Raw genomic sequence first — 23,475 nt, 5'->3', positions numbered from 1 at the left:
CGCCGTTAAAAGATGTTCTCACCCATTTGATCGATGAACATTTGAGCTTTCTTAAGCATCAACTCATTCGCATCATTTTTGTTTGCTATCACATCTGAACGGATAAAACGGTGAGATTTAAGTTCACCACTGATTTCTTTTGTAATTCGTCCTGCGATTCTATATTGGCCCGACTCAGCTAAAGACTCCTGGTAAATCAAAAATCCTTTGTACTCTACTGCTTCAACCTGCTCTATAGCTTCAGGTTTCTTACTACCGCCAAAAAGCCGCGAAAAAAGTCCCACAACCCTCTCCTTTATTATTCTGTTTTATAATTAAGCAATGGCTTTTCAAACCATTCCAATTCCACATCATCATCTGGATTTGAATGAGTGAAGATTACGGGAACATCAACGTCTCTGTTTTTACGACGGTCGTTTACAACCATACTTTCAGCAGCTATGACAGCCGTTAATGCACTCTCTTTTAATTTCACTAGATCTTTCTCTGGTAAAGCGGATAAAAAATCGATGTCGAAGCGGATATAAACAGGTCTCAATTGACTAAGAGCTAAACAGGCAAGATCAGCCAACTGTTCATTATCATATTTTTCAATGTATGAATCTTCAGCCAAAACGTGGCCAACAAGAGTTTCCATGTAGTTGTGCACATCAACGCTAATTTGCATTGTTTAATCTCCTTGTTGTGTCGATTACATTTTGTAGCGCTTGTTAAAGAGAATATCAACCTGTTAATCATAAAAAGTTAATATTGGTCTCTTTTTGTTCATCATGTCTATTTTCTTCTATTAGTTTAGCAAAAAGCTTGGAAAATCATTAAATAAAAGTATCCTAAGCAATTCTCGTTCATAAGAATTATAGTTTAGGCTAGGTTTTAATCACCAATGACATCTTTCGTGTCTACTAGTATCTTTAGATTCCTTTTCCCGTGGCTTCTTTTATTTATGCTGCTAATTGGAATGAACAATGTAATTTTAGTCACCAGCGCCAATCAAGGCTTTGCTGGGAACTTGCCTTATATCTTATTTGCCATCGCAATTGTTCTTTGCCACACCTTTAAACAAGGTAGGATGGCGATGGTTTCCATTGCTATGCTGATCGCTTATAGCGTCATTCAACTCCGCCTTCAAAGTTCGTTATCCACTGGTACCACATTAATAGAGCTTTCTCTACTGACGGTTCTTCTTCCCGTTGCTTGTCTGTTTGTTCACGCTTTTCAAGATTCTGGTGTGAACTCTAAAGGCGTTGCGATTTTCACATCGACTCTTTTTCTATTTATTGTCTGGGCACAGCTGACTCTTAATCATTTCAATGATGGAGGGTTCGATAATCTCAGTGAGAGCCTTCTATTTTCACTGCCAGAGTATTCGAAACTGCCTGTTATTCTTATTCTATATTGTATTGCGATATCTGGATCCACCAGCATCATGGTTCTAATGAATAATCGCTCAATAGACGTTGTGGTTTACTCTGCAATTTTACTTTCATCCACCACCTTTATTTTCTTTGATGTTCAGTACATTTCCAGCACCATGTTTTCGCTTTCAGGCATTTTGGTTATTGTTTACGTTATCTCTGCCAGCCATGAGATGGCATTTAATGATCGACTGACCAACATTCCTGGCAGACAAGCTTTTGACCTTGATACTCGACTGCTCGGGCGCAAATTCACTATGGCGATGCTAGATATTGACCATTTCAAAAAATTCAACGACACCTATGGCCATGATACTGGTGATGACGTGTTAAAGCTTGTAGCAAGCCGGTTAGCACTCACAGGCGGAAATGCAAAAGTGTATCGATATGGTGGAGAAGAGTTCACTCTCGTTTTTAAAGGCAAAACCAAGAAGCAAGCCTTGCCCTATCTCGAAGAGTTACGTGCAGATATCGAAGAATATGAAATGGTCATTCGAAACAACGACGGAAGACCTACAAGTGATGATCTCGGCGTACAAAAGCGTGGCAGGGGGAGCAATAAAACTAAAACCGTTACCGTGACTGTTAGTATTGGTGTGTCTGATAGTTCAGTTACACGTAAACACGAAGAAGTGCTAAAGTTTGCGGATCAAGCGTTATACAAAGCAAAGAAAAAGGGCCGCAATCGAGTTTGTGTTTAATGGCAGAACTTTCAATCTTGGTTGAAAAACAGAATGATACTACCGCCCTTCAAATTACTACCATAATTAATATTGAGCCCTATTCCGACATTATCAATTAAGTCTGTTTCAAAAGGGGGAGTCATTAACCACCCGATACTGCCTTCATAATAGTGACTTGTGCCAAATGGAGTTGAAGTATCTCCACCAATATCAACTCTACGAATACTGCTGTAAACCGATTGTACGGCTCTTCCCCATTGATCAAAATCGTAAAAAGCCGCTAGGCCGTTACTTACAAACCAGCCTTCAGGATTGCCAATATGACCGTTATTCGCATCCCCCCAGCCGAAACCATAAAAATAGTTTAACCGAGATTTAAACGTCCACTTTCCCCAATCTTTAGGCTGCTCATACTTAAATTCAATATTGGGCTCTATCACCGTAGCCCAGGCACTGGTATTAACAATGACACCATCTACAATGTCTTTGATTGGATCTAACACCTCACTTCCATATTCATACCGACTTCTATAGTACTGAATATGTGTGCCGATCCCCCAGTTCATGCTCCAATCTTCATTTAGAGCTTGTATGTATTCGTATTCCACGCCAAGACCGGCCACAAACTCTCTATGTCGATCATCGCTATAATTTGAATCTATTTCGACACTCTGATCGACAACAAGAGATGATAACCGAACCGATATTTGGTGCTTATTAACGGCGTTATCATCACTGAGATCAAAAGTATATGGCAATATCGTCACAGCGATTTTTTTTCGTAAGTTGATCGAATCTTCCGTACCAATATTTTCATTTTTCAAATCAAACCAATCATTTGGATCAAAGTCATGAAAGCCAAACGTTAGAACATCACTATCGGTGAGAATAATCGCTGCGGCAAAATTGCGCTCAAGATCTTTCTGAAATTGGCTTTGAATATTTGAAGCGATAGATGCAAGTGGAAAAAATAGCAAAGAGAAGGCAAAACTACGGGAAATGATTCGGCCCATTAAGATTCCTATTAAATGAAATAATCGAAAGCAGTTGCTTAGTGTTATTTTCAAGTATAGGTCTGAATCTAAAAGATAAAACCCCACAAATTGATTTTTGCGGGGTTATTCTATGAAATGATACCGTTATGACAGTAGGTTTATCAACGCGGAAGTGGCAGCAATAGCAAGAACACTAGCCCCTAACTTTTCTTTAAAATTAAATGCTTGTTGCTGCTGCTCTTTTTTTGCTTTTATGAAAAACAATAATCCAGGAACATAAAGGAGTGCAGAGAGAAGTAAATAGTTTAAACCCGATGCATAAAGCAGCCAGACACCATACGCACTTGCAAAGATACCAACATAGAGTAATGAACCTCTATTCCCAGTATCTATGGCCAGCTTCAATGTATAGGCGCCCACAAGAAAATATGGGACAAGAATCATCTCAGAAGCAATGATAAGTAGAGTGTCGTAAGTACTACCAGCAAACATCACGAAGATCAGCGAAAATTGGATGCAAACATTGGTAAACGTCAGTGCTTTATATGGACTACCGCTGTCATTTTTTTTCGCAAATACTTTAGGGAACATTTTATCTTTTGCACCTAAATATGGCGCTTCAGATGCAAGAACGGTCCAACTTAGAAATGCGCCGCATACAGAAATAAGCAAGCCGACACCAATAACTAGTTCTCCCCACGGGCCAATGATCTCTGTTAACACTTTCGCCATTGAAGGGTTTTGATACGTCGCTAGCTCTTGTGTACTGATCACCCCCATAGACAACAAAGTTACAAATACATAAATCGTAAGTGCGGTTAACAAACCTAAAATTGTTGCTTTGCCTATATCACCACGCTTTTTAGCTCGACTTGATACAACGACAGCACCTTCAACACCGATGAACACCCAAACCGTAATCAACATGGTACTTTTTACTTGTGCAAGTAAATCATGTTCTGGTCCAAAGCTTACACCGGTAAAATCAAAAACAAAGGTGTCCCATTTAAAGGCAATAGAAGCGCAGAGGATAAACAGAATCAATGGGATAAGTTTAGCGCAAGTGGTAATAACATTGATCAATGCAGCAGTTTGGACTCCTCGTAACACCAGTGCATGCACCAGCCATAACAGAATAGAAGATCCAGCAACAGATAACCATGTGTTGCCTGCGCCGAAATAGACGGCATCTGGTTGATCAAATAGCATTCCAAGCGTACTGAAGACAATCACCAGATAGGATACGTTGGCAAGCATCGCACTTAGCCAATAACCCCAAGCAGAGCAAAACCCGACAAAATCACCAAACCCAGCTTGTGCATAGCCAAACACACCGCTATCAATATTAGGTTTTAAGTGAGCAAGATGTTGGAAAGAAAGTGCAAGAAATACCATTCCCACACCAGTAATTAACCAGCCAATCATAACCGCTGCAGGGCTTGCGATCGCGGCTACATTTTGAGGTAAGCTGAAAACGCCCGCCCCGATCATCGAGCCAATGACGAGTGCTGTTAGTGAACCCAGCCCCAATTTCTTTTCCATATTAACCTAATTAAAATCTAACTTATGGTGAGATAGCCGAGTATTATGATGACTTATTGAAAAAATGCACGATATAGCTCATGCATTCGACCAATAATTTAGCAAAAAATGCTTTTATTTGAATTTGATCAATTAATCAGAAATCAAAATGAGCCAGTTGAGTACATCTTGGATACTATCTGTACATCAATGTGTCATAACAATGCAACAGACCGAGAGGAAAGCTAATTGACGTTTAGCTTAATACTACCTCTTTTCGTATTTTTGGCTTCAAATAGAGCCTTATCCGCCAGTTGTACCAACTCTTCTAATTCCCATGAGTTAGGCATAATACGCTGATGCTCAATCCCAATGGTTACCGTCACTTTTTCACTGATTGGAGAGTGGGCATGAACTAGAGCGGATTGCTCAAGCTTGTCACTCAGTTCAGATGTTATCTCTTCCACAGCATCTAATGTCAGGTGAGTGAAAAACAGTAGGAATTCATCACCACCATAACGAAAACACATTCCATTTTTTCGTTCTACACTTTTTAAACAGTCTGCGATGGTACGTAATGCTTTATCGCCATAAGTATGGCCATAGTGATCATTGAGTTGTTTAAAATAGTCCACATCAATCATAAAGATTGTCGCACTCGCATGATCACGCTTTGCTCTCTCCATTACAGGAGGAACATAATTTTCCAAAGCATGCCTGTTAAACACTTGTGTTAAGTGGTCAGTGTTCGTCAGCTCCTCTAACAATTCCGTTTGCTTACCCAGTAGCTCCAAACTTTTATTTAGCTCAGTGACATTTCTCACGCACCATAAAACTTCCCCTTCAGCAGAGAAAGGTGCAACAACGGCACTGAAATATTGCTTCTCTTTTGGTCCAACAATCTCTTCAAACTGGGTTATATCACTTGGGGAAATGGTGTATTCGATCATTTGTGATTCACCCGATAGCGATACCTGCTCTAAAACCTTAAGGAAGGATTTAGCCAGTGCTGGTTCAAACAGATCAGTTAAGGAAGAGCCTAATAACTGCTGGGCATCGTGATGAAGTTGTTGGCTAGTTCCCCCCCACACATTAAGATACTTCCCTGCTCTATCGATTAAAAAGACAGGCTCAGGTAAAACCGATAGCACGTGACTAATTTGACATAATGAACGGCGACAATTGTGGGGAGGTGCATGCATGAATTAATGATTCTAATTTAAAATAGTTTGTTACATTACCAAAACAGTATGCCATTTTATATCTGCATTTGCGGATTTTGAGATATCAAGCACCATTTGTTTGTGTTTATAAAAACACCAAATGATTAGATCTGCTCTATCTAAAACAGCCGACGCTTTAAACCTGTTCGTTCTAAAATACGAGTCGAAATCTCTTCCACAGACATACTTGAAGTATTGATATAGGGGATAGCCTCTCTTCTAAAAAGAGCCTCAACACTGATTAACTCCGTGATGCACTGCTCCGTACTTGCATACTCACTATCAGCGAGCCTATTACCACGTATTTCGGTCAATCGTTCGGCATCAATCGTTAAACCGAACAGCTTATGACGGAAAATCTCGAAGCTTGGCAGCAGTTGAAGTCGTTTTATGTCTTCATCAATAAAGGGGTAATTCACAACACGCAAACCAAACTGCATTGCCATGTATAAGCTCGTCGGTGTTTTGCCACTGCGAGAGACACCAAGCAAAATAATATCGGCCTCTTCTAAACCGCGAAGTGAAATGCCATCGTCATGAGCCAGCGTATATTCAACCGCAGCAATCCGATCAAAATAACCAACTGAATCCTTATTCACACTATGTGATCGTTGTAACTGAGGCTTTGCTTCTAAGTCAAGATCCGCTTCAACTGAGGCCACTAGGCGCTCAAGAACATCATAAAAATGAGCATTGGCTTGAAGTAACCTCTCTTTAATCTCAGGAATGACCATAGAGAAAAAGACCAGCGGAAATGTACCAGAAGTTGAAAATGAGAGTTCGATTTCTTTCAGTAAATCATTCAACTTCTCTTCACTTTCGATGAACGGAAATGTTTGAATATTGGCTTTAAATGGGAATTGAGCCAGTACAGTGTGCCCTAACGTTTCGCAAGTGATGGCTGTTCCGTCAGAAACATAGAACACATCACGACTTTGATATTCTGTTTGCATATTTTATTTAAGTTTTAAAAATTTTTTGAGTAGGATGTACCCATAATAACGAAATCCTACACGGGCATGCTATTACGTCCCCCACAGCTTTTAACATTTGTGAAAATTTTTTAAGCCAACACGTAATCGTTTGCCTTTTTCGCACTTAATGCAATGTTTCGGAGATAGACATGCAAAAGTACACTCTTTGGTTTAATACCCTGTCCATGAACGATGTCGACAAAGTCGGCGGTAAAAATGCTTCACTTGGTGAAATGGTTTCTAATTTATCCAATGCAGGCGTTTCAGTCCCTAATGGTTTTGCGACCACTTCGTTTGCCTTCCATCAGTTTTTGGAATTTGAACAGCTTAATGACCGAATTTATGCCCTACTCAATGATTTGAATGTTGAAGATATTGACGCTCTGCGTAAGACAGGCGCGACGATTCGACAATGGATTCTGGATGCTCCCTTCCCAACGGAGTTAGAACATAATATCCGTGAGCATTACGCGACACTGATTGATGGTAATGACGAGCTTTCAGTCGCGGTACGCTCATCCGCAACCGCAGAGGATCTCCCTGATGCCTCGTTCGCTGGTCAACAAGAAACCTTCCTTAATGTCAAAGGCATCGATGCGGTTATCGAAGCAACAAAGCACGTTTATGCTTCGTTATTTAATGACAGGGCTATCTCATATCGTGTACACCAAGGTTTCGATCACGAAGGCATTGCGCTATCTGCGGGTATCCAGCGAATGGTTCGTTCGGATAAAGCGTCATCTGGTGTGATGTTTACTCTCGACACCGAATCAGGATTTGATCAAGTCGCCTTCATTACTTCCTCTTGGGGTCTGGGTGAAATGGTCGTTCAAGGCGCAGTGAACCCCGATGAGTTCTATGTTCATAAACCATCCCTTGAAGCCGGTAATCATTCGATCGTCCGCAAGACCTTTGGCTCCAAACTGATCAAAATGATCTACGCCAATAGCCAAGAGATCGGTAAGCAAGTTGAGATCATTGATACAGATGAAGAAGAGCAGAAGCACTTCTCACTGGCCGATCATGAAATTGAAGAGCTTGCGAAACAGGCTTTAATTATTGAAAAACATTACCAGCGTCCAATGGATATTGAATGGGCCAAAGATGGGATTGACGGCAAGATCTACATTGTCCAAGCTCGACCAGAAACCGTGTGTTCTCAAAGCGATAAGAATGTTGTCGAGCGTTTCCAATTAAACGCGAAAGCAGAAGTCTTGATTGAAGGCCGAGCCATTGGGCAACGAATTGGTACTGGCCCTGTACGCTTAGTCTCTTCTTTAGATCAAATGTCACTAGTCCAAGATGGCGATGTGCTGGTCACAGACATGACAGACCCGGACTGGGAGCCGGTAATGAAAAAAGCTTCTGCTATCGTGACCAATCGTGGTGGCCGAACTTGCCATGCTGCAATAATCGCACGCGAACTCGGTATTCCAGCCATTGTCGGTTGTGGTGATGCGACAGAAAAGCTGACAAATGAGCAATCTGTTACAGTGTCATGTTCTGAAGGTGAAACTGGATTTGTCTATCAAGGCGAGTTGAACTTTGAAGTCAAACAGTCAGCAGTCAACGAGTTACCATTACTGCCGACTAAAGTCATGATGAATGTTGGAAACCCAGATCGTGCTTTCGACTTTGCTCAATTGCCAAATGAAGGTGTTGGTCTTGCTCGTTTAGAGTTCATCATCAATAAGATGATTGGGATCCACCCTAAAGCCCTACTCAATTTTGATGCTCAAACACCAGAACTACAGATGGAGATCACTGAGCGCATTAAAGGCTATAGCGATCCAATCGATTTCTATGTCAGTAAGCTGACTGAAGGTATTGCAACCATAGGTGCGGCTTTCTGGCCTAAGCGTGTGATTGTTCGCATGTCTGACTTTAAGTCAAACGAATATAGCAACTTAGTCGGTGGTAAAGATTACGAACCGCACGAAGAGAACCCAATGCTAGGTTTTAGAGGCGCTTCTCGCTACATCTCTTCCTCTTTTGAAGATTGTTTTGAACTTGAAACTCAAGCAATCAAGCGTGTACGTAATGAAATGGGCTTAAAGAACGTAGAGATCATGATCCCATTTGTTCGAACACCAAGCGAAGCAGAATCGGTGATCGACCTATTAGCTAAATTCGGTTTACGACGCGGTCAAGATGGATTAAAAGTCATCATGATGTGCGAATTGCCGTCTAACGCAATACTCGCAGACGAGTTCTTAAAATTCTTTGATGGTTTCTCTATCGGTTCAAATGATATGACGCAATTGGCTCTTGGTTTAGACCGAGATTCAGGCGATGTCGCGCACTTGTTTGATGAACGAGATCCAGCAGTAAAAGCGTTGCTGAAATTGGCCATTGATGCCGCAACCAAAGCAGGAAAATATATTGGTATTTGCGGACAAGGCCCATCTGACCATGACGATTTTGCTCAATGGTTAATGGAGCAAGGCATTAGTTCTGTATCGTTAAACCCAGATACTGTTGTCGATACTTGGCTCAAGCTTGGTAACATTGACCAAAAATAGCATTCTATAACAAGAATCGTTATTTATAACTGAGCAGATTTATAATTGAGCCGCTCTATAACTAAGTAAAAAAAGCCGATGACATTTTTATGTCATCGGCTTTCTTATTCTTGTCGCTAATGGCTAGTCGCCTTTCACGATTAATCTATTGAGCTATTAACCATAAACCTAGCGTAAGCCGCTGAGAAACTCATGCCTTGTCGCTGGATTGGACTTAAAGATCCCACCTAATGCAGTAGTAGTGGTTTCACTTGTTGCATCCATTACTCCGCGTGATTTAACGCAGTAATGCACCGCATCCATCGTTACTGCAACATCTTCTGTCTCAAGCAAGGTTTGCAATGCGACTAGAATCTGTTGTGTCATCCGTTCTTGCACCTGAGGGCGCTGAGCGAAGAAACGTACGATACGATTAATTTTTGATAATCCGATGATTTTTCCACGTGGTATATAAGCCACCGCTGCTTTGCCATCTATTGTGACTAAGTGGTGCTCACACGTGCTGGTTACCGTAATGTCCTTTACTCTAACCATTTCACTAACGTTCATCTTGTTCTCGATGACGGTGATTTTTGGAAAGTTTGTGTAGTCTAAACCTGAAAACACTTCATCAACATACATCTTGGCGATGCGTTGAGGTGTCTCTTCTAAACTATCGTCAGTAAGGTCTAGCTCGAGTAGAGATAAGATTTCACGCATATGGTGTTCAATCTTTTCTTTTTTCTCTTCTCGGCTTACATCATTAGGACGCATCGGCGTCTCTAATCCACGGCTTGATAGCGCATCTTTAACCAACAGAGCTGATTCGCTAAGACCTGACATTCGCATTCCTCTTGATTTACCCCTTTTGGATGGCAGACAAGCATACTCGCAATCTTGAATAATTACACCCCTATTTTGGTGAGGGGCATTGCACTGAAGTGATGAATACCAACACCTGTGGAGTATATTGCCAGGGCTAAATTTATGCTAAAGTACTCGGCGATAACACTCTAATAATGACAAGTACCAAAGGATTCTTATATGGGCTGCTGTGACGCTCCGGGCTTAATGCCTATTGAAGACGCGCTAGACAAAATGCTTTCGCGTATCTCTCCTATTCAAACGACCCTACAACTACCTCTTGCTGATGCTTTAGGCTATGTCCTAGCTGAAGACGTTTTATCTCCAATTTTTGTTCCACCTTTTGATAATTCTGCAATGGATGGTTATGCGATAAAACTCGCTGATCTTGAGCGTTCCAATATATTACCGCTTGCTGGTAAATCTTTCGCCGGACTTCCATTTGAAGGTGAATGGCCTGCTGGAACCTGCATCCGTATCATGACAGGCGCCAAAATCCCTGAGGGCTGTGATGCTGTTATCATGCAAGAAAATACCGCAGTGACAGATCTTGGCATTGAAATTAAACAAGAGAACATCAAACCACAAAACAATATTCGCCCTACCGGTGACGACATCAAACAAGGTGACATTGTTCTAGAAAAAGGGGTAAGACTTACCCCGCGCGATATTCCAATGATCGCCTCTCTTGGCTTTAGTCATCTAAACGTTATTGCTAAACCTAAAGTGGCTTTCTTCTCTACTGGTGACGAGTTGAAATCATTGGGTGAGACGTTGGAAGATGGTCAAATATACGACAGCAATCGCTATGGAATTAAACCTCTCATTGAAGGTTTTGGCTGCGAAGCGATTGATCTTGGAATCATTCCAGACTGCCAAGACACCTTACGCGCAACATTTGAAGAAGCACAAAAAATGGCTGATGTGGTTGTCACTTCTGGCGGAGTCAGTGTCGGTGAAGCGGATTACACTAAAGACATACTCGAAGAACTTGGGGAGATCGGTTTTTGGAAACTTGCGATTAAACCTGGCAAACCTTTCGCATTTGGCGCTTTAGATGATGCATGGTTCTGTGGGTTGCCAGGAAACCCGGTTTCAGCCATTTTGACCATGTATGTTTTAGTTCAACCTATGCTAGCGAAACTCGCAGGCCATACTCATTGGCAAGCACCTGAATCCATCCCTGCCATTACAAAAACTGCGTTCAAAAAAGGCCCGGGCCGAACAGACTATCAACGTGGGATCTACACCATCATAAATGGTCAGTTCGAAGTTGAATCGACAGGCAACCAAAGCTCTGGTGCATTTCGTTCAATGAGCCTTGCTAATTGCTTCGTCGTTATTGAACGTGACAGAGGTAATGTTCAAGTGGGTGAAACCGTTCAGATCCAGCAGTTTAACTCTACGCTTTATTAAGGAATTGAGAGTTGGAAATATTATCTGACCAAGAGATGCTTCGCTACAATCGTCAAATCATCCTCAAACAGTTTGATTTTGATGGACAGGAAGCCCTAAAGCAGAGCTCAATTTTGATCCTTGGTGCTGGTGGCCTAGGTTGTGCCTCTTCTCAATACCTTGCCACGGCGGGCGTTGGAAAAATCACCTTGATTGATGATGATGTCGTTGAACTGTCGAATTTACAACGTCAAGTGCTACACAGTGACGCAGACATTGGTTGTTTGAAAGTCGATTCCGCTAAGGAGACGCTTTTAGCTCTTAACCCTCATATCATGGTTGATACGGTTTCTGAACGCTTAAACGATGAGCAGCTTAGACAACTTGTGGAATCGCACTCTTTAGTACTCGACGCAAGTGACAACGTAGCAACTCGAAATCAACTGAACAGACTCTGCTTTGCGACTAAAACACCATTAGTTTCTGGTGCCGCTATTCGTATGGAAGGTCAAATTAGTGTATTCACTTATGATGATGAGAATCAGCCATGCTATCAATGCCTCAGTAGCCTATTTGGAACCGCTGCATTAAGTTGTGTTGAGGCGGGAGTAATGGCTCCTGTTGTCGGAATTATCGGGGCGACTCAAGCGCTAGAAGCCATTAAGGTATTAGCGAACTTTGGCCAGTCGAAGCAAGGAAAGCTATTGATCTTAGATGCGATGTCACTGACATGGCGTGAAATGAAATTATTCAAGCAGCCATCGTGTCCGGTATGTAGCAAATAACGTCATCGATCCATCCAGTTTCATGGCTGGTAGCATTACTCCGTCACTCATCATTAAGCCTTAGTCTAATCGCTAAGGCTTTTTTCATATCTCCAATATTGATAATCAAATTGAGAATATAGAAAATATAAAAATAAAAGACATTGAAATCAAAAGGTTAAAAATGGCACGCAACTTGTAATAAGGAGTATACGTTAGAAGGAAAGGAAGATGACATGAGAATACTACCTATTGTTGCTTTATCATTGGCTACCTACGGAGAGGCGGCATTGGCAGCCCCATTCGATACTTGTCCAAGCAAAGCCTATTTATTCCAATCAAACCCAGTTCAAGTGTATGGCTTAAACTTAGTTACTGGTCAATCAACGCTGATACAAAGCGACACAGGCATGGATGTGAACATTAACGGTGTCGGGTTCGACTTTGAAAACCGCTATATCTATGGTTACGACACAACGAATAAACAAATCGTAAGGTTAGGCCACGACTTCCAAGCAGAGATCGTTAACACAGCTAATTTACCCACTGGCCACACTTTTTATGTGGGTGATGTTCACGACCAATATTATTACCTATACCGCACTGGAAAAGGGCTTTTTAGAATTGACTTGCGCCCACTTGAGAGTGATCCAACGGCCATTTTATTAGTAGAGCAGATCTCCTCTTCCGCTAGCCCAAAATTAACGGATTTCGCTTTCCACCCCGGTGATGGTTCTCTATATGGTATCGATAATAACAGCGGCGGTTTATATCGCTTTAATACGTCAACAGGCGCTGAAACATACATCGGAGATACTGGCGAGCTAGGAACATTTGGAGCGGGTTACTTTGATGTCAACGGTTACTACTACGTATCTCGAAATCAAGATGGACAAGTCTACCGTATTGATTTATCCGACGATGCTCAAATAGCCGCCGGAAATGTCCCTGCGGTTAAATTTGCAGATGGTCCTTCATCTAGTCAAAACGATGGTGCACGTTGTGCAAATGCTCCTGTGATTGATGAAGACTCGACCATCGATTTTGGTGACGCTCCTGATAGCTACCAAACTACGCTTGCCAGTAATGGCCCGCGACACCAAATCGATGGCATGACTTGGTTAGGCAACACAGTACCAGACGGAGAACAGGATGGTTTTGTGTCCCCTTTAAGTGATAACACTTCTGGCAGTAATGATGAAGATGGAATCGGATTTGTTACCGCTCTAGAAACTGGTTTTGACTCCATTATTATTGCCAATGCTTCAATCTCTGGTTACTTGTCTGCATGGATAGACTGGAACCAAGATGGTGATTTCGACGATGAAAACGAGAAGGTATTTTCAGACAAGGAGCTCACTGCTGGCACGAATCAACTGCTGCTGAATGTCGATATCAATGCCCTAAACGGTAACACATGGGCTCGATTTCGTTTCAGTCAACAAACAGGACTTAATTACAACGGAGGCTCCACCTCTGGAGAAGTGGAAGACTATCAAATCAACGTTTTCAATGATGGGGCCACTGCTCGATACTTCCCAAGCGAATTTGGCTACGCGACCCTCGCTTATGAAGATAACTGGCCCTATACCGCAGATTACGATATGAACGACGTCGTCATGTTCTACCACATCACCGAAATTGTTAAAGAGAATAAGGTGGTTAAATCAACCATTAAAGGCCGATTTGCAGCTTATGGCGCAGACTATAAAAATGGATTTGCTGTTAGATTAGCTGGATTGTCTCGCTCTGAGATTGATACGGCTCGTACCTTCCAACAGCATAACGGTGCAATCAATGAAGATAGCGGATTGGAGCTGGATGCCAACGAAGCAATATTTATTATATCGAACGATTTAACGTCTAAATTTTCAACAAATTGCAGTTACTATCGAACCATTAATAGCTGTAAAGACTCCGAAGCTTTTGCTTTCAACTTAAGCATTACATTGAAAGAAGATGCTGATGTCTCTTCTCTTATGGGAATGCCATATGACCCATTCATCTTTGCCTCACCAGGAACCTATCATGGGCAGGGCTTACCCAATCACCCCGGTCGTAGCTATGAGATACATTTAGCTGACCAGGCCCCAACAGAGAAATTTGATACCGATAACCTTGCCGGCCTTGGTGTCGATGTCAGTGATGAAAGTTCAGGTGTTTACTTTAAGACAGCGACAAATTTACCTTGGGCGCTACTCATTACCGATGAATGGGAATGGCCGACAGAACGTACCGACCTTGTAACGGCCTATCCGAGTTTTGCCGAATATGCCCAATCTGGTGGCAGTAAAAACACTGATTGGTTTGAGTCATCAAATGCTATACAAAATAAATACTATCAACCATAAGGGTATCGATTATGAAAAATTTACTGACTGTAACGACGCTAACTCTTATTCTTATGGGATGTGGGGGCGGAGGAGGTGGGGGTGGAAGCTCTGAAGGCGGTAATAGCACCGCCACTCCGGCAGAAAGTACCTTAACGACCTCTGAGCTAATTGTTCCTGATGGGTTTGACTACAACCCAATAGACGATTTTCAGCTCAAGCTTGATTTAAGCAGTGAGACCACACAACGTGCATACGTATCTGTCTACCATCAATTTAGCACCGATAATAGCGCAGCCATACAAGCGAATTATTCAAGTCGCATCGCATCAGCTTCATTGCAAGAAGGTAAAAGCACCATCAACTTTACAGTACCAAATGCAAAAAAAGAGTTGCTTGTCGAAATATGGTTTTATGATGGGTCTCCTGCTAAACAGCAGATTTTTACTACCACGAACCGCCAATTAATTTGGTAATCAATTTCATGGGAAGTTGGACAATATTGCCGCTTCCCTAGTTTTTCTTCCCATTCCCCCCAGTAAATAAGTTATGTTTCTCACATCTAAGCAAAAAATGTCACTTACTACCAAATCAATACTTGCTTCACTATTTTGAATAGCTACCATGGTATCACAAACAGCGTACTGAAAAGCTTCATGAGGTTAAATGGCAGAATTAAAGAAAAACATCTGGACTATGTATACAGTTGTTTTAATTGCGACCATGTTGTTATTCGGAATATTTTGCCACTCTCGTTACCAAGTAATAGAACAGCAAGCGACAAATGATCAAATATTACAGTTAGAGCTTTTTGTTAATTCAACAAACTCGCTTTTAAAGGGTCAAGAAACACTGCTAGAGATAATGGGACAACAAATAATCTCTCAAGATGATTATACTCGAACCGCCTCATTACAAATTCGTCCCCTCCTTAATAAGTTGCTGGAGTTGCACCCAGCAATAGAAGCTTTTGGCCTTACCAACCCTGAAGGCACTTTCATCGCAGTCAGTTCAAACCTTGAGTTATCTGCGATGCCTAATCTATTAGAGCATAAACCCAGTCATGACGATTTTCTCAATGCTCTCAATAGTAACTCAGTTGTCGTAGGGAAAACTTATGTCGTACCGTCATTAGAAAAGCCTGTCATCCCCATCCGAAAAGCGTTACGAGAGGCATCAGGTGAAGTTAAAGCATTGATGACCGCAGGGCTTAAAATCCAAAGCACAATGGTGCTCAATAATACAAGCCACCTAAACTCATCCAACTCATTGCAATTAGTACGTGAAGATCTGTACCCTCTTTATATATCTGCGGATAATTATCCTGAAGATTGGTACAAAAACCCCATGTCTATAGAAAATTACCAGTCTGGTATTGCCAAAATAAACGAAAAGTACGGACTTTCAGAGGCTGAAATCAAGAAATCAGCTCGGTCTTACACCATCAATATCGATTACCCAGGGCAGAGTTTTCTTACTTCCGTCTGCTTTATTCCTGAATTTAACATTTGGGCGATGTCTCAAACCGACCGCAAATTTCTAGAGCAACAATTTTATTCTGAGTTTGTATTCTTATCTTCTGTATTTTTAATGATACAAATTTGTTTCTACACTCTCGTTCGATCTATCGCAAAAAATGACAGAAAAACACGTGAAAAGCTTCTGTATCAGGCAACTCACGATCATTTGACAGGATTGCCAAACCGTCCTTACCTTTCTGACTCTCTTAGTCAATGGCTAGATTTACCAAGCGAAACCTTCTATCTGCTCTACATCGATATCGATAATTTCAAAAGTGTTAACGAAGCTCACGGCCATACTTTTGGTGATAAGATTCTTATCGACATCTCTGAGCGTTTGAAAACATGTGTTACCCCTTCGGATATTTTAATCAGAAAAGTCAGTGATGAATTCATCGTCATGGTTAAAAAGCATAATGTTCAAGACCTACGAAAATTTGCCGACAATATACAAGACAAACTTTCTAAGCCTTACACCATAGATGGTAACCAATTTCTATTAGGCAGCAGTATTGGTATAGCAACTTACCCTGAACACGGTGGGAATTTAGATGAACTGCTAAGAGCCGCAGACATTTCTATGTTTCAGGCTAAAAAAGAACGTAACGCATCGATAATGTTCAACTCGGAAATGCAAGCGCAACACCTTCAAACGATGGCAATTGAACAAAAACTAAGACTGGCCATTGAAAACCAAGAGCTATTCATGGTTTATCAGCCTCAATTTGATATGGAAGGCAACCTATACGGTGTTGAAGCTCTCGTTCGTTGGATTGACACAAAACTCGGATTCGTTCCACCGAACGTTTTCATTCCAATTGCTGAAAAATCTGGGTTAATGCCTAAATTAGGCAAGTTTATTATTGAACGAAGCCTGAGCGATATCAGCCAGTTACCACAAGCAATGTCCAATGATTTAAGGTTGTCACTCAACATTTCAGAGAGACAATTCATGCAAGTTGATTTTGTTCCTCATCTCATGAAATCTTTGAGCTACTCAAAGTTCAATGCGAATAATTTGACCATTGAAATTACAGAAAACCTATTTATTGAAGATCTCGATTATGTAAAACCGATTTGCGAGCAACTGCATCAATTAGGCATTAAGATTTCTCTCGATGATTTTGGTACTGGCTACTCTTCATTAAGTATGCTGAAAGCACTACCGATTGATGAATTGAAAGTCGATAAGAGTTTCATTGATAATATCCATAGTGATCACCAATCTTTGACGATGGTAAAAAACATCATCGCAATTGGGAAAATATTTGAAATGGTCGTTCTCGCTGAAGGCGTTGAAACAAATGACCAAAAGAACGTACTAAGAGAGTGTCAGTGCGATTTACTACAAGGTTATCTCTACTCTAAACCAATCTCACCTGAAGAGCTTAAAGCATTTACCCTAGAAAAATGAAACAAACTGCACTATAAAATAATGGGAATGATATCGATATCATTCCCTTCTCTCTTAAATGGTGGTTTGATTCATTCTATTGAGCTGCTTTCCTAACGCTTAAATGATCATGCTTTCATAGTTTTGGATTTAAGAAACATATCTAGGCTCCTGAGCATTTCAGCACGTTAGGATTCAGATCTTTTGCTCTCTTTCATCTGCTCATCTAAATTCAATACGGTCAAAGCATTGCTTACGCTAGTTGCTATCACATCAATAACCCCACTTCTCAACGCACCAAGTAGCGCTAATGGTTTACTATTTTCTGCCACAATCGCAATCACTTCCGAGATTGGTCGAAACTCTTCAATACTCAACCCAATAACACGATCACTCATGACCGTATTCGCAGCATTGCCATCAATATTGAAGAAATCGTGCCCTGCAAAATCACCTACAACTCCTTGTTGCAAGCGCGACTGCACCACTTCATCTGGTGTAAACCAGCCGAGATCAACCATGTAGCTATTTTCACTCATGTCACCAATACCAACTAATGCAACATCCGCTTTACGAGCTAAATCTAAAGTCTGCTTAACCGTTCCATTTTGCATGAAGGCCATTTTCTGATCTTTATTCTCCGCATAAGCAGGTGCATAAAGTGTTTCAGATGTACCCCCATATTTTTTCGCTAGTTGTCGGCAGATATGATCAGCGTTGAACATTCCGCCCCGCGGGTGAATACCTCCGATACCACATACGAATTTACAATCCCGCGGTGTTATTACCCCTATATGGTGAGCAACCGATGAAACATTTCTGCCTTGCCCTACCGTTACCACCATTCCGTTTTTTAACGTGCTAGTCAGGTAGTTTGACACCAAACCTGACACTTGGAGACGCTGCTGCTCTTCATTAGGTTGGTCTAATGCGATAAGCGCTCTTTTAACACCAAATCGCTCAACTAGCCTTTGCTCGATTTTGGCACTAAATACAGGGTGATATTTTACCGTAATTTCAACGATCCCTTCATCTCTAGCTTGTTTAAGCATACGCCCAACTTTAGCTCTTGAAATCGAGAATTTTTTTGAAATCTCTTCTTGAGTGGCACCGTCTTGATAGTAAGCTACGGAGATCTCAGTAAGGAGATCGGTATTATCTAAAGAAACATCTTGGCTATTATTACTCATATCCAATTCTCATAAATATTAAAAATGACATACCCAATCACTATCTTTTTAATGTGTAATTTATAAAAAATAGCATTTGGGTATGGCTTAAAGGTGTTCATATGCTCAGGGGGTAATCATATGTCAACACATTATGGGAATGCAACATTTGCCCATAGCCATTACAAATACTCAAACAAATTCTACAGGTTCTTGGTTGCCATGCAGCCCTTACAAATACTGGGCAAACGTTTATCTGAGTTGAGCCATGTGAGAGCGATTAAAAATACTTGATTTAAGTCATCATATGTTAGATTCAGTAATTGACTTTATCTCCAGATAAGATAAATATGGACACATCATTTACTCAGTGTTCGAACAAATGCTCAGCGCAATTGTTTAAACCGAAAAATTTTCAAGTTTATTGATGATTCTCTATTAAGCTTAACGAAACTTGAGCTTTATAAATCAACAATTAACTCGCTTTCAAATGCCCTGTTCACTTTACAGTAAAGTGACTAAGCCCAGAGAAATAGGATGATCAACATGAGCAATAAATTAGAGCAACTTCGTAAACTAACCACTGTTGTAGCTGACACTGGTGATATCGAAGCAATTAGCAAATACACTCCAGAAGATGCAACAACTAACCCTTCTCTAATTCTTAAAGCGGCTCAAATTGAAGAGTATGCACCTCTAATCGACGCTTCTATTGAATACGCTAAAGCTCAAAGCTCAGATAAAGCACAACAAGTTCAAGATACTTGTGACATGCTTGCTGTAAACATCGGTAAAGAAATTCTTAAAGTTGTTCCAGGTCGTATCTCTACAGAAGTTGACGCACGTCTTTCTTACGATATGGAAGGCAGTGTTGCTAAAGCTCGTCAACTTATCAAAATGTACAACGACGCTGGTATCACTAACGACCGCATTCTTATCAAACTTGCTTCTACTTGGGAAGGCATCCGTGCTGCTGAAATCCTAGAGAAAGAAGGCATCAACTGTAACCTAACGCTACTTTTCTCTTTCGCTCAAGCTCGTGCTTGTGCTGAAGCTGGCGTATTCCTAATCTCTCCTTTCGTTGGCCGCATCATGGACTGGTACAAAGCGAAAGAAGGTCGTGACTTTGAAGCTCAAGAAGATCCAGGTGTTGTTTCTGTTGCTGGTATCTACAACTACTACAAAGAACATGGTTACAAAACTGTTGTTATGGGCGCAAGCTTCCGTAACATCGGCGAAATCCTTGAACTTGCTGGTTGTGACCGCCTAACAATCGCTCCTCAACTTCTTGCTGACCTGGAAGCTGCTGAAGGCGAAGTAGTAGAGAAGCTAATTGACTCTAACGGTAATAAAGAGCGTCCAGCAGCAATGACTCACGCTGAATTCCTATGGGATCACAACCAAGACCCAATGGCAGTTGAGAAACTAGCTGAAGGTATCCGCAACTTCGCAGTAGACCAAGGTAAACTGGAAGTAATGATTGAAGCTAAGCTTTAATCTTAAAGAATTCAAATGAGAGGAGCAGTTTTGTTCCTCTTTCTTTTACAAACTTAAATTTTCGGATGTACTATGAACCGTAAACCTCTAGCTAACGCTATTCGTGCTCTAAGCATGGACGGTGTACAACAAGCAAACTCTGGCCACCCAGGCGCTCCTATGGGTATGGCTGATATCGCTGAAGTTCTTTGGCGCTCTCACCTAAACCACAACCCAGCAAACCCAGAGTGGGCAGATCGCGACCGTTTTATTCTTTCTAACGGCCACGGTTCAATGCTTATTTACTCTCTACTTCACCTTGCTGGTTACGAGTTATCGATTGAAGATCTTAAAAACTTCCGTCAACTACACTCTAAAACTCCAGGTCACCCAGAGTACGGTTACGCTCCAGGTATCGAAACAACAACGGGCCCTCTAGGCCAAGGCATTACTAATGCTGTTGGTATGGCAATGGCTGAAAAAGCACTTGCTGCACAGTTCAACAAAGAAGGTCACGACATCGTTGATCACTTCACTTATGCATTCATGGGTGATGGCTGTCTGATGGAAGGTATCTCACACGAAGCATGTTCTCTAGCCGGCACGCTTGGTCTTGGTAAGCTTGTTGCTTTCTGGGATGACAACGGTATCTCTATCGATGGTGAAGTTGAAGGTTGGTTCTCTGACGATACACCTAAACGTTTTGAAGCATACGGCTGGCATGTAATCCCAGCAGTAGATGGCCACGATTCAGACGCAATCAATGCCGCTATCGAAGCAGCAAAAGCAGAAACAGGTCGTCCTACTCTAATTTGTACTAAAACTATCATCGGTTTTGGTTCTCCAAATAAAGCAGGCACACACGACTGTCACGGCGCACCACTTGGCCACGACGAAATTAAAGCAGCAAAAGCACAACTTGGTTGGGAGCACGATTCTTTTGAAATTCCGTCGGAAATTTACGCAGAGTGGGATGCGAAAGAAGCAGGCGCAACTAAGGAAGCAGCGTGGAACGAGAAATTTGCAGCTTATGAAGCAGCACACCCTGAGCTGGCAGCTGAATTCAAACGCCGCGTAAACGGTGACCTTCCTGCTGAATGGGAAGAGAAAGCATCTGCAATCATTGCTGATCTTCAAGCTAATCCAGCAAACATTGCTTCACGTAAAGCATCTCAAAATGCTCTAGAAGCGTTTGGTGCAATGCTACCTGAATTCATGGGCGGTTCTGCTGACCTTGCGCCTTCTAACTTGACAATGTGGTCTGGTTCTAAGTCGCTAACAACTGAAGATTTCGCAGGTAACTACATCCATTACGGTGTACGTGAATTCGGTATGACAGCAATCATGAACGGTATTGCTCTGCACGGTGGTTTCGTACCATACGGCGCAACATTCCTAATGTTCATGGAATACGCTCGTAACGCAATGCGTATGGCTGCTCTGATGAAAATTCAGAACATCCAAGTATACACACACGATTCAATCGGCCTAGGTGAAGATGGTCCAACTCACCAACCTGTTGAGCAAGTTGCTTCTCTACGTCTAACTCCAAACATGAGCACATGGCGCCCATGTGACCAAGTTGAGTCAGCGGTAGCTTGGAAACTAGCAATCGAACGTAAAGATGGTCCAACAGCACTTATCTTCTCTCGTCAAAACCTTGCACAACAAGATCGTGACGCAGAACAACTAGCAAACATCGCTAAGGGTGGTTACATCCTGAAAGATTGTGCAGGTAAACCAGAACTTATTCTTATCGCAACAGGTTCTGAAGTTGAACTTGCAACTGAAGCTTACGCTCAGTTAACTGCTGAAGGCAAAAATGTTCGCGTTGTTTCAATGCCAGCAACTGATGCATTTGACAAGCAAGATGAAGCTTACCGTGAATCAGTACTTCCTTCAGACGTAACTGCACGTATAGCTATCGAAGCGGGCATTGCTGATTTCTGGTACAAGTACGTTGGTTTCGGTGGCAAGATCATCGGCATGACAACGTTCGGCGAATCTGCTCCTGCTGACCAGCTGTTCAAAATGTTTGGTTTCACTACTGAAAACGTAGTAAACACAGCAAAAGAGCTACTAGCTTAACTCTAAGTGTGGCTTAATTAGCAAAGCTGAATAAGCATCATCAAATCCCTGCATTGAAAAATGTGGGGATTTTTTATATCGAGAGCACAGCATTTTCTCCTTATTTCTGGGCCTATAGGCACATGATAAGCATGACATTAGATCTTATGATGTTATCATTTTATTAATAAATATAATTTAGGTGTAGGACACGGAATGCACACTCTTAAACGGTTTTTCTATGAGCTAGCGAAAGAAATACGTGATGTAATTTATACTCTTTCTAAAATAATGATCCCAATTATAATAATTATTAAGATCATCGAAGAGTGTGGTGGCATCATCATATTGAGCGACTTACTGGGTCCTCTGATGAATAACGTTGGGCTGCCAAGCGAGATGGGCCTCGTTTGGGCGACAACACTGCTTACGAATATTTATGCAGGTCTTATTATTCTAGTGAACCTTGATATTCCACTGACTGTGGCACAAAGTTCAATTCTTGGAAGCATGCTTCTTCTCTCCCACTCCCTTCCCATTGAGGGGGCTATTGCTAAAAAAGCGGGGGTCAATTTATGGGTAACGCTAACCATTCGAATTGGTGGTAGCTTATTTTTAGCTTGGCTACTTCACCTCACTTATGATGCAACTGGCGCGTTATCTCAACCCGCTCAAATATTATGGAAGCCTGACATTAACCCCGATACCAGTTATCTCGCATGGAGTATTGATCAAGCCAAGAACTTATTGATGGTTTATGTCGTAATAGCCGCACTTCTTTTCAGTTTGAAAATTCTCAAGTTGCTTGGCATTGAAAAAGTCATGGCACTTCTATTAAAACCATTTTTACGTATTTTAGGTATCAGCAAAGAAGCGACAAACTTAACCATTATTGGCATCACGTTAGGGCTTTCATTCGGTGGTGGCTTGTTGATTAATGAAGCTCAGAAAGGTCATATAAAAGCGAGAGATGTATTTACTTCAATCATGCTGTTGAACCTTTTACACAGCTTGATCGAAGATACGCTGGTCGTTCTATTGATCGGAGCCGATTTCAATACAATTTTCTGGGGACGAATCGTTTTCGCAATCAGTATTATCGCTGTAGTTGCCGCCATTGTGCGCAGGCTCAATAGCGGTTTCTGTGAACGGTATTTTTACAAAAATGTTGTACCTAACACTTAG

General features: G+C 41.6%; 18 protein-coding genes. 10 read left to right on the top strand and 8 right to left on the bottom strand.

The genetic code is table 11. The features are described from left to right. Window positions 1-5: 5 nt before the first annotated feature. Window positions 6-284, bottom strand: coding sequence for an HlyU family transcriptional regulator (locus F0249_RS07750; protein WP_017053234.1), 279 nt, complete (start codon window positions 282-284; stop codon window positions 6-8). 14 nt (window positions 285-298) lie between these two features. Beyond that, window positions 299-667 (bottom strand): late competence development ComFB family protein, encoded by a 369-nt coding sequence (locus tag F0249_RS07745; protein ID WP_017053235.1) that lies wholly within the window; start codon window positions 665-667, stop codon window positions 299-301. 216 nt (window positions 668-883) lie between these two features. Here F0249_RS07745 and F0249_RS07740 point away from each other — a divergent pair, with 216 nt between their 5' ends. Continuing rightward, window positions 884-2,116, top strand: coding sequence for a GGDEF domain-containing protein (locus F0249_RS07740; protein WP_171756301.1), 1,233 nt, complete (start codon window positions 884-886; stop codon window positions 2,114-2,116). 11 nt (window positions 2,117-2,127) lie between these two features. Here F0249_RS07740 and F0249_RS07735 read toward each other — a convergent pair whose 3' ends face one another. From F0249_RS07735 to F0249_RS07720, 4 genes are all read right to left on the bottom strand, one after another. Beyond that, window positions 2,128-3,111: a Solitary outer membrane autotransporter beta-barrel domain gene (locus F0249_RS07735; RefSeq protein WP_171756300.1), complete on the bottom strand. Its 984-nt coding sequence runs from the start codon at window positions 3,109-3,111 to the stop codon at window positions 2,128-2,130. A 126-nt stretch (window positions 3,112-3,237) separates the two neighbouring features. Continuing rightward, window positions 3,238-4,635 (bottom strand): basic amino acid/polyamine antiporter, encoded by a 1,398-nt coding sequence (locus F0249_RS07730; protein ID WP_029203438.1) that lies wholly within the window; start codon window positions 4,633-4,635, stop codon window positions 3,238-3,240. Window positions 4,636-4,859: 224 nt separating this feature from the next. Further along, complete coding sequence (locus F0249_RS07725; RefSeq protein ID WP_171756299.1) at window positions 4,860-5,705, bottom strand: GGDEF domain-containing protein; 846 nt, start codon at window positions 5,703-5,705, stop codon at window positions 4,860-4,862. 251 nt (window positions 5,706-5,956) lie between these two features. Then, complete coding sequence (locus F0249_RS07720) at window positions 5,957-6,790, bottom strand: pyruvate, water dikinase regulatory protein (protein WP_113798914.1); 834 nt, start codon at window positions 6,788-6,790, stop codon at window positions 5,957-5,959. 170 nt (window positions 6,791-6,960) lie between these two features. Here F0249_RS07720 and ppsA point away from each other — a divergent pair, with 170 nt between their 5' ends. Next, on the top strand, window positions 6,961-9,333 hold the full coding sequence (gene ppsA / locus F0249_RS07715) for a phosphoenolpyruvate synthase (protein ID WP_171756298.1): 2,373 nt from the start codon (window positions 6,961-6,963) through the stop codon (window positions 9,331-9,333). Between the two features lie 168 nt (window positions 9,334-9,501). Here ppsA and folE read toward each other — a convergent pair whose 3' ends face one another. Then, window positions 9,502-10,155, bottom strand: a complete 654-nt coding sequence (gene folE / locus F0249_RS07710; RefSeq protein ID WP_017053242.1) for a GTP cyclohydrolase I FolE — start codon at window positions 10,153-10,155, stop codon at window positions 9,502-9,504. Window positions 10,156-10,356: 201 nt separating this feature from the next. Here folE and moeA point away from each other — a divergent pair, with 201 nt between their 5' ends. The 5 genes from moeA (at window position 10,357) to F0249_RS07685 (ending at window position 17,599) form a co-directional block, all read left to right on the top strand. After that, window positions 10,357-11,592, top strand: a complete 1,236-nt coding sequence (gene moeA / locus F0249_RS07705; protein ID WP_171756297.1) for a molybdopterin molybdotransferase MoeA — start codon at window positions 10,357-10,359, stop codon at window positions 11,590-11,592. Window positions 11,593-11,603: 11 nt separating this feature from the next. Continuing rightward, complete coding sequence (gene moeB, locus F0249_RS07700; protein ID WP_171756296.1) at window positions 11,604-12,356, top strand: molybdopterin-synthase adenylyltransferase MoeB; 753 nt, start codon at window positions 11,604-11,606, stop codon at window positions 12,354-12,356. A gap of 215 nt (window positions 12,357-12,571) precedes the next feature. Beyond that, window positions 12,572-14,686: an LruC domain-containing protein gene (locus tag F0249_RS07695; RefSeq protein WP_171756295.1), complete on the top strand. Its 2,115-nt coding sequence runs from the start codon at window positions 12,572-12,574 to the stop codon at window positions 14,684-14,686. A gap of 11 nt (window positions 14,687-14,697) precedes the next feature. Beyond that, a complete protein-coding gene (locus F0249_RS07690; protein ID WP_171756294.1) occupies window positions 14,698-15,141 on the top strand; it encodes a hypothetical protein in 444 nt (147 codons plus the stop codon). 190 nt (window positions 15,142-15,331) lie between these two features. Further along, complete coding sequence (locus F0249_RS07685; RefSeq protein ID WP_171756293.1) at window positions 15,332-17,599, top strand: EAL domain-containing protein; 2,268 nt, start codon at window positions 15,332-15,334, stop codon at window positions 17,597-17,599. A gap of 167 nt (window positions 17,600-17,766) precedes the next feature. On the opposite strand, the gene F0249_RS07680 is transcribed toward F0249_RS07685, so the two are convergent. Further along, entirely contained in the window at window positions 17,767-18,768 is a 1,002-nt protein-coding gene (locus F0249_RS07680; protein ID WP_017053248.1) for a sugar-binding transcriptional regulator, read from the bottom strand. Window positions 18,769-19,293: 525 nt separating this feature from the next. Here F0249_RS07680 and tal point away from each other — a divergent pair. The 3 genes from tal (at window position 19,294) to F0249_RS07665 (ending at window position 23,475) form a co-directional block, all read left to right on the top strand. Continuing rightward, on the top strand, window positions 19,294-20,244 hold the full coding sequence (gene tal, locus F0249_RS07675) for a transaldolase (protein WP_017053249.1): 951 nt from the start codon (window positions 19,294-19,296) through the stop codon (window positions 20,242-20,244). Window positions 20,245-20,316: 72 nt separating this feature from the next. Beyond that, entirely contained in the window at window positions 20,317-22,311 is a 1,995-nt protein-coding gene (gene tkt, locus F0249_RS07670; protein ID WP_113798932.1) for a transketolase, read from the top strand. A 195-nt stretch (window positions 22,312-22,506) separates the two neighbouring features. After that, window positions 22,507-23,475, top strand: a complete 969-nt coding sequence (locus tag F0249_RS07665) for a hypothetical protein (RefSeq protein WP_171756292.1) — start codon at window positions 22,507-22,509, stop codon at window positions 23,473-23,475.

Origin of the sequence: Vibrio sp. 03-59-1, assembly GCF_013114135.1 — a bacterium.
GTDB lineage: Bacteria > Pseudomonadota > Gammaproteobacteria > Enterobacterales > Vibrionaceae > Vibrio > Vibrio cortegadensis.
This window is presented reverse-complemented; position numbering and strand designations above follow the sequence as displayed.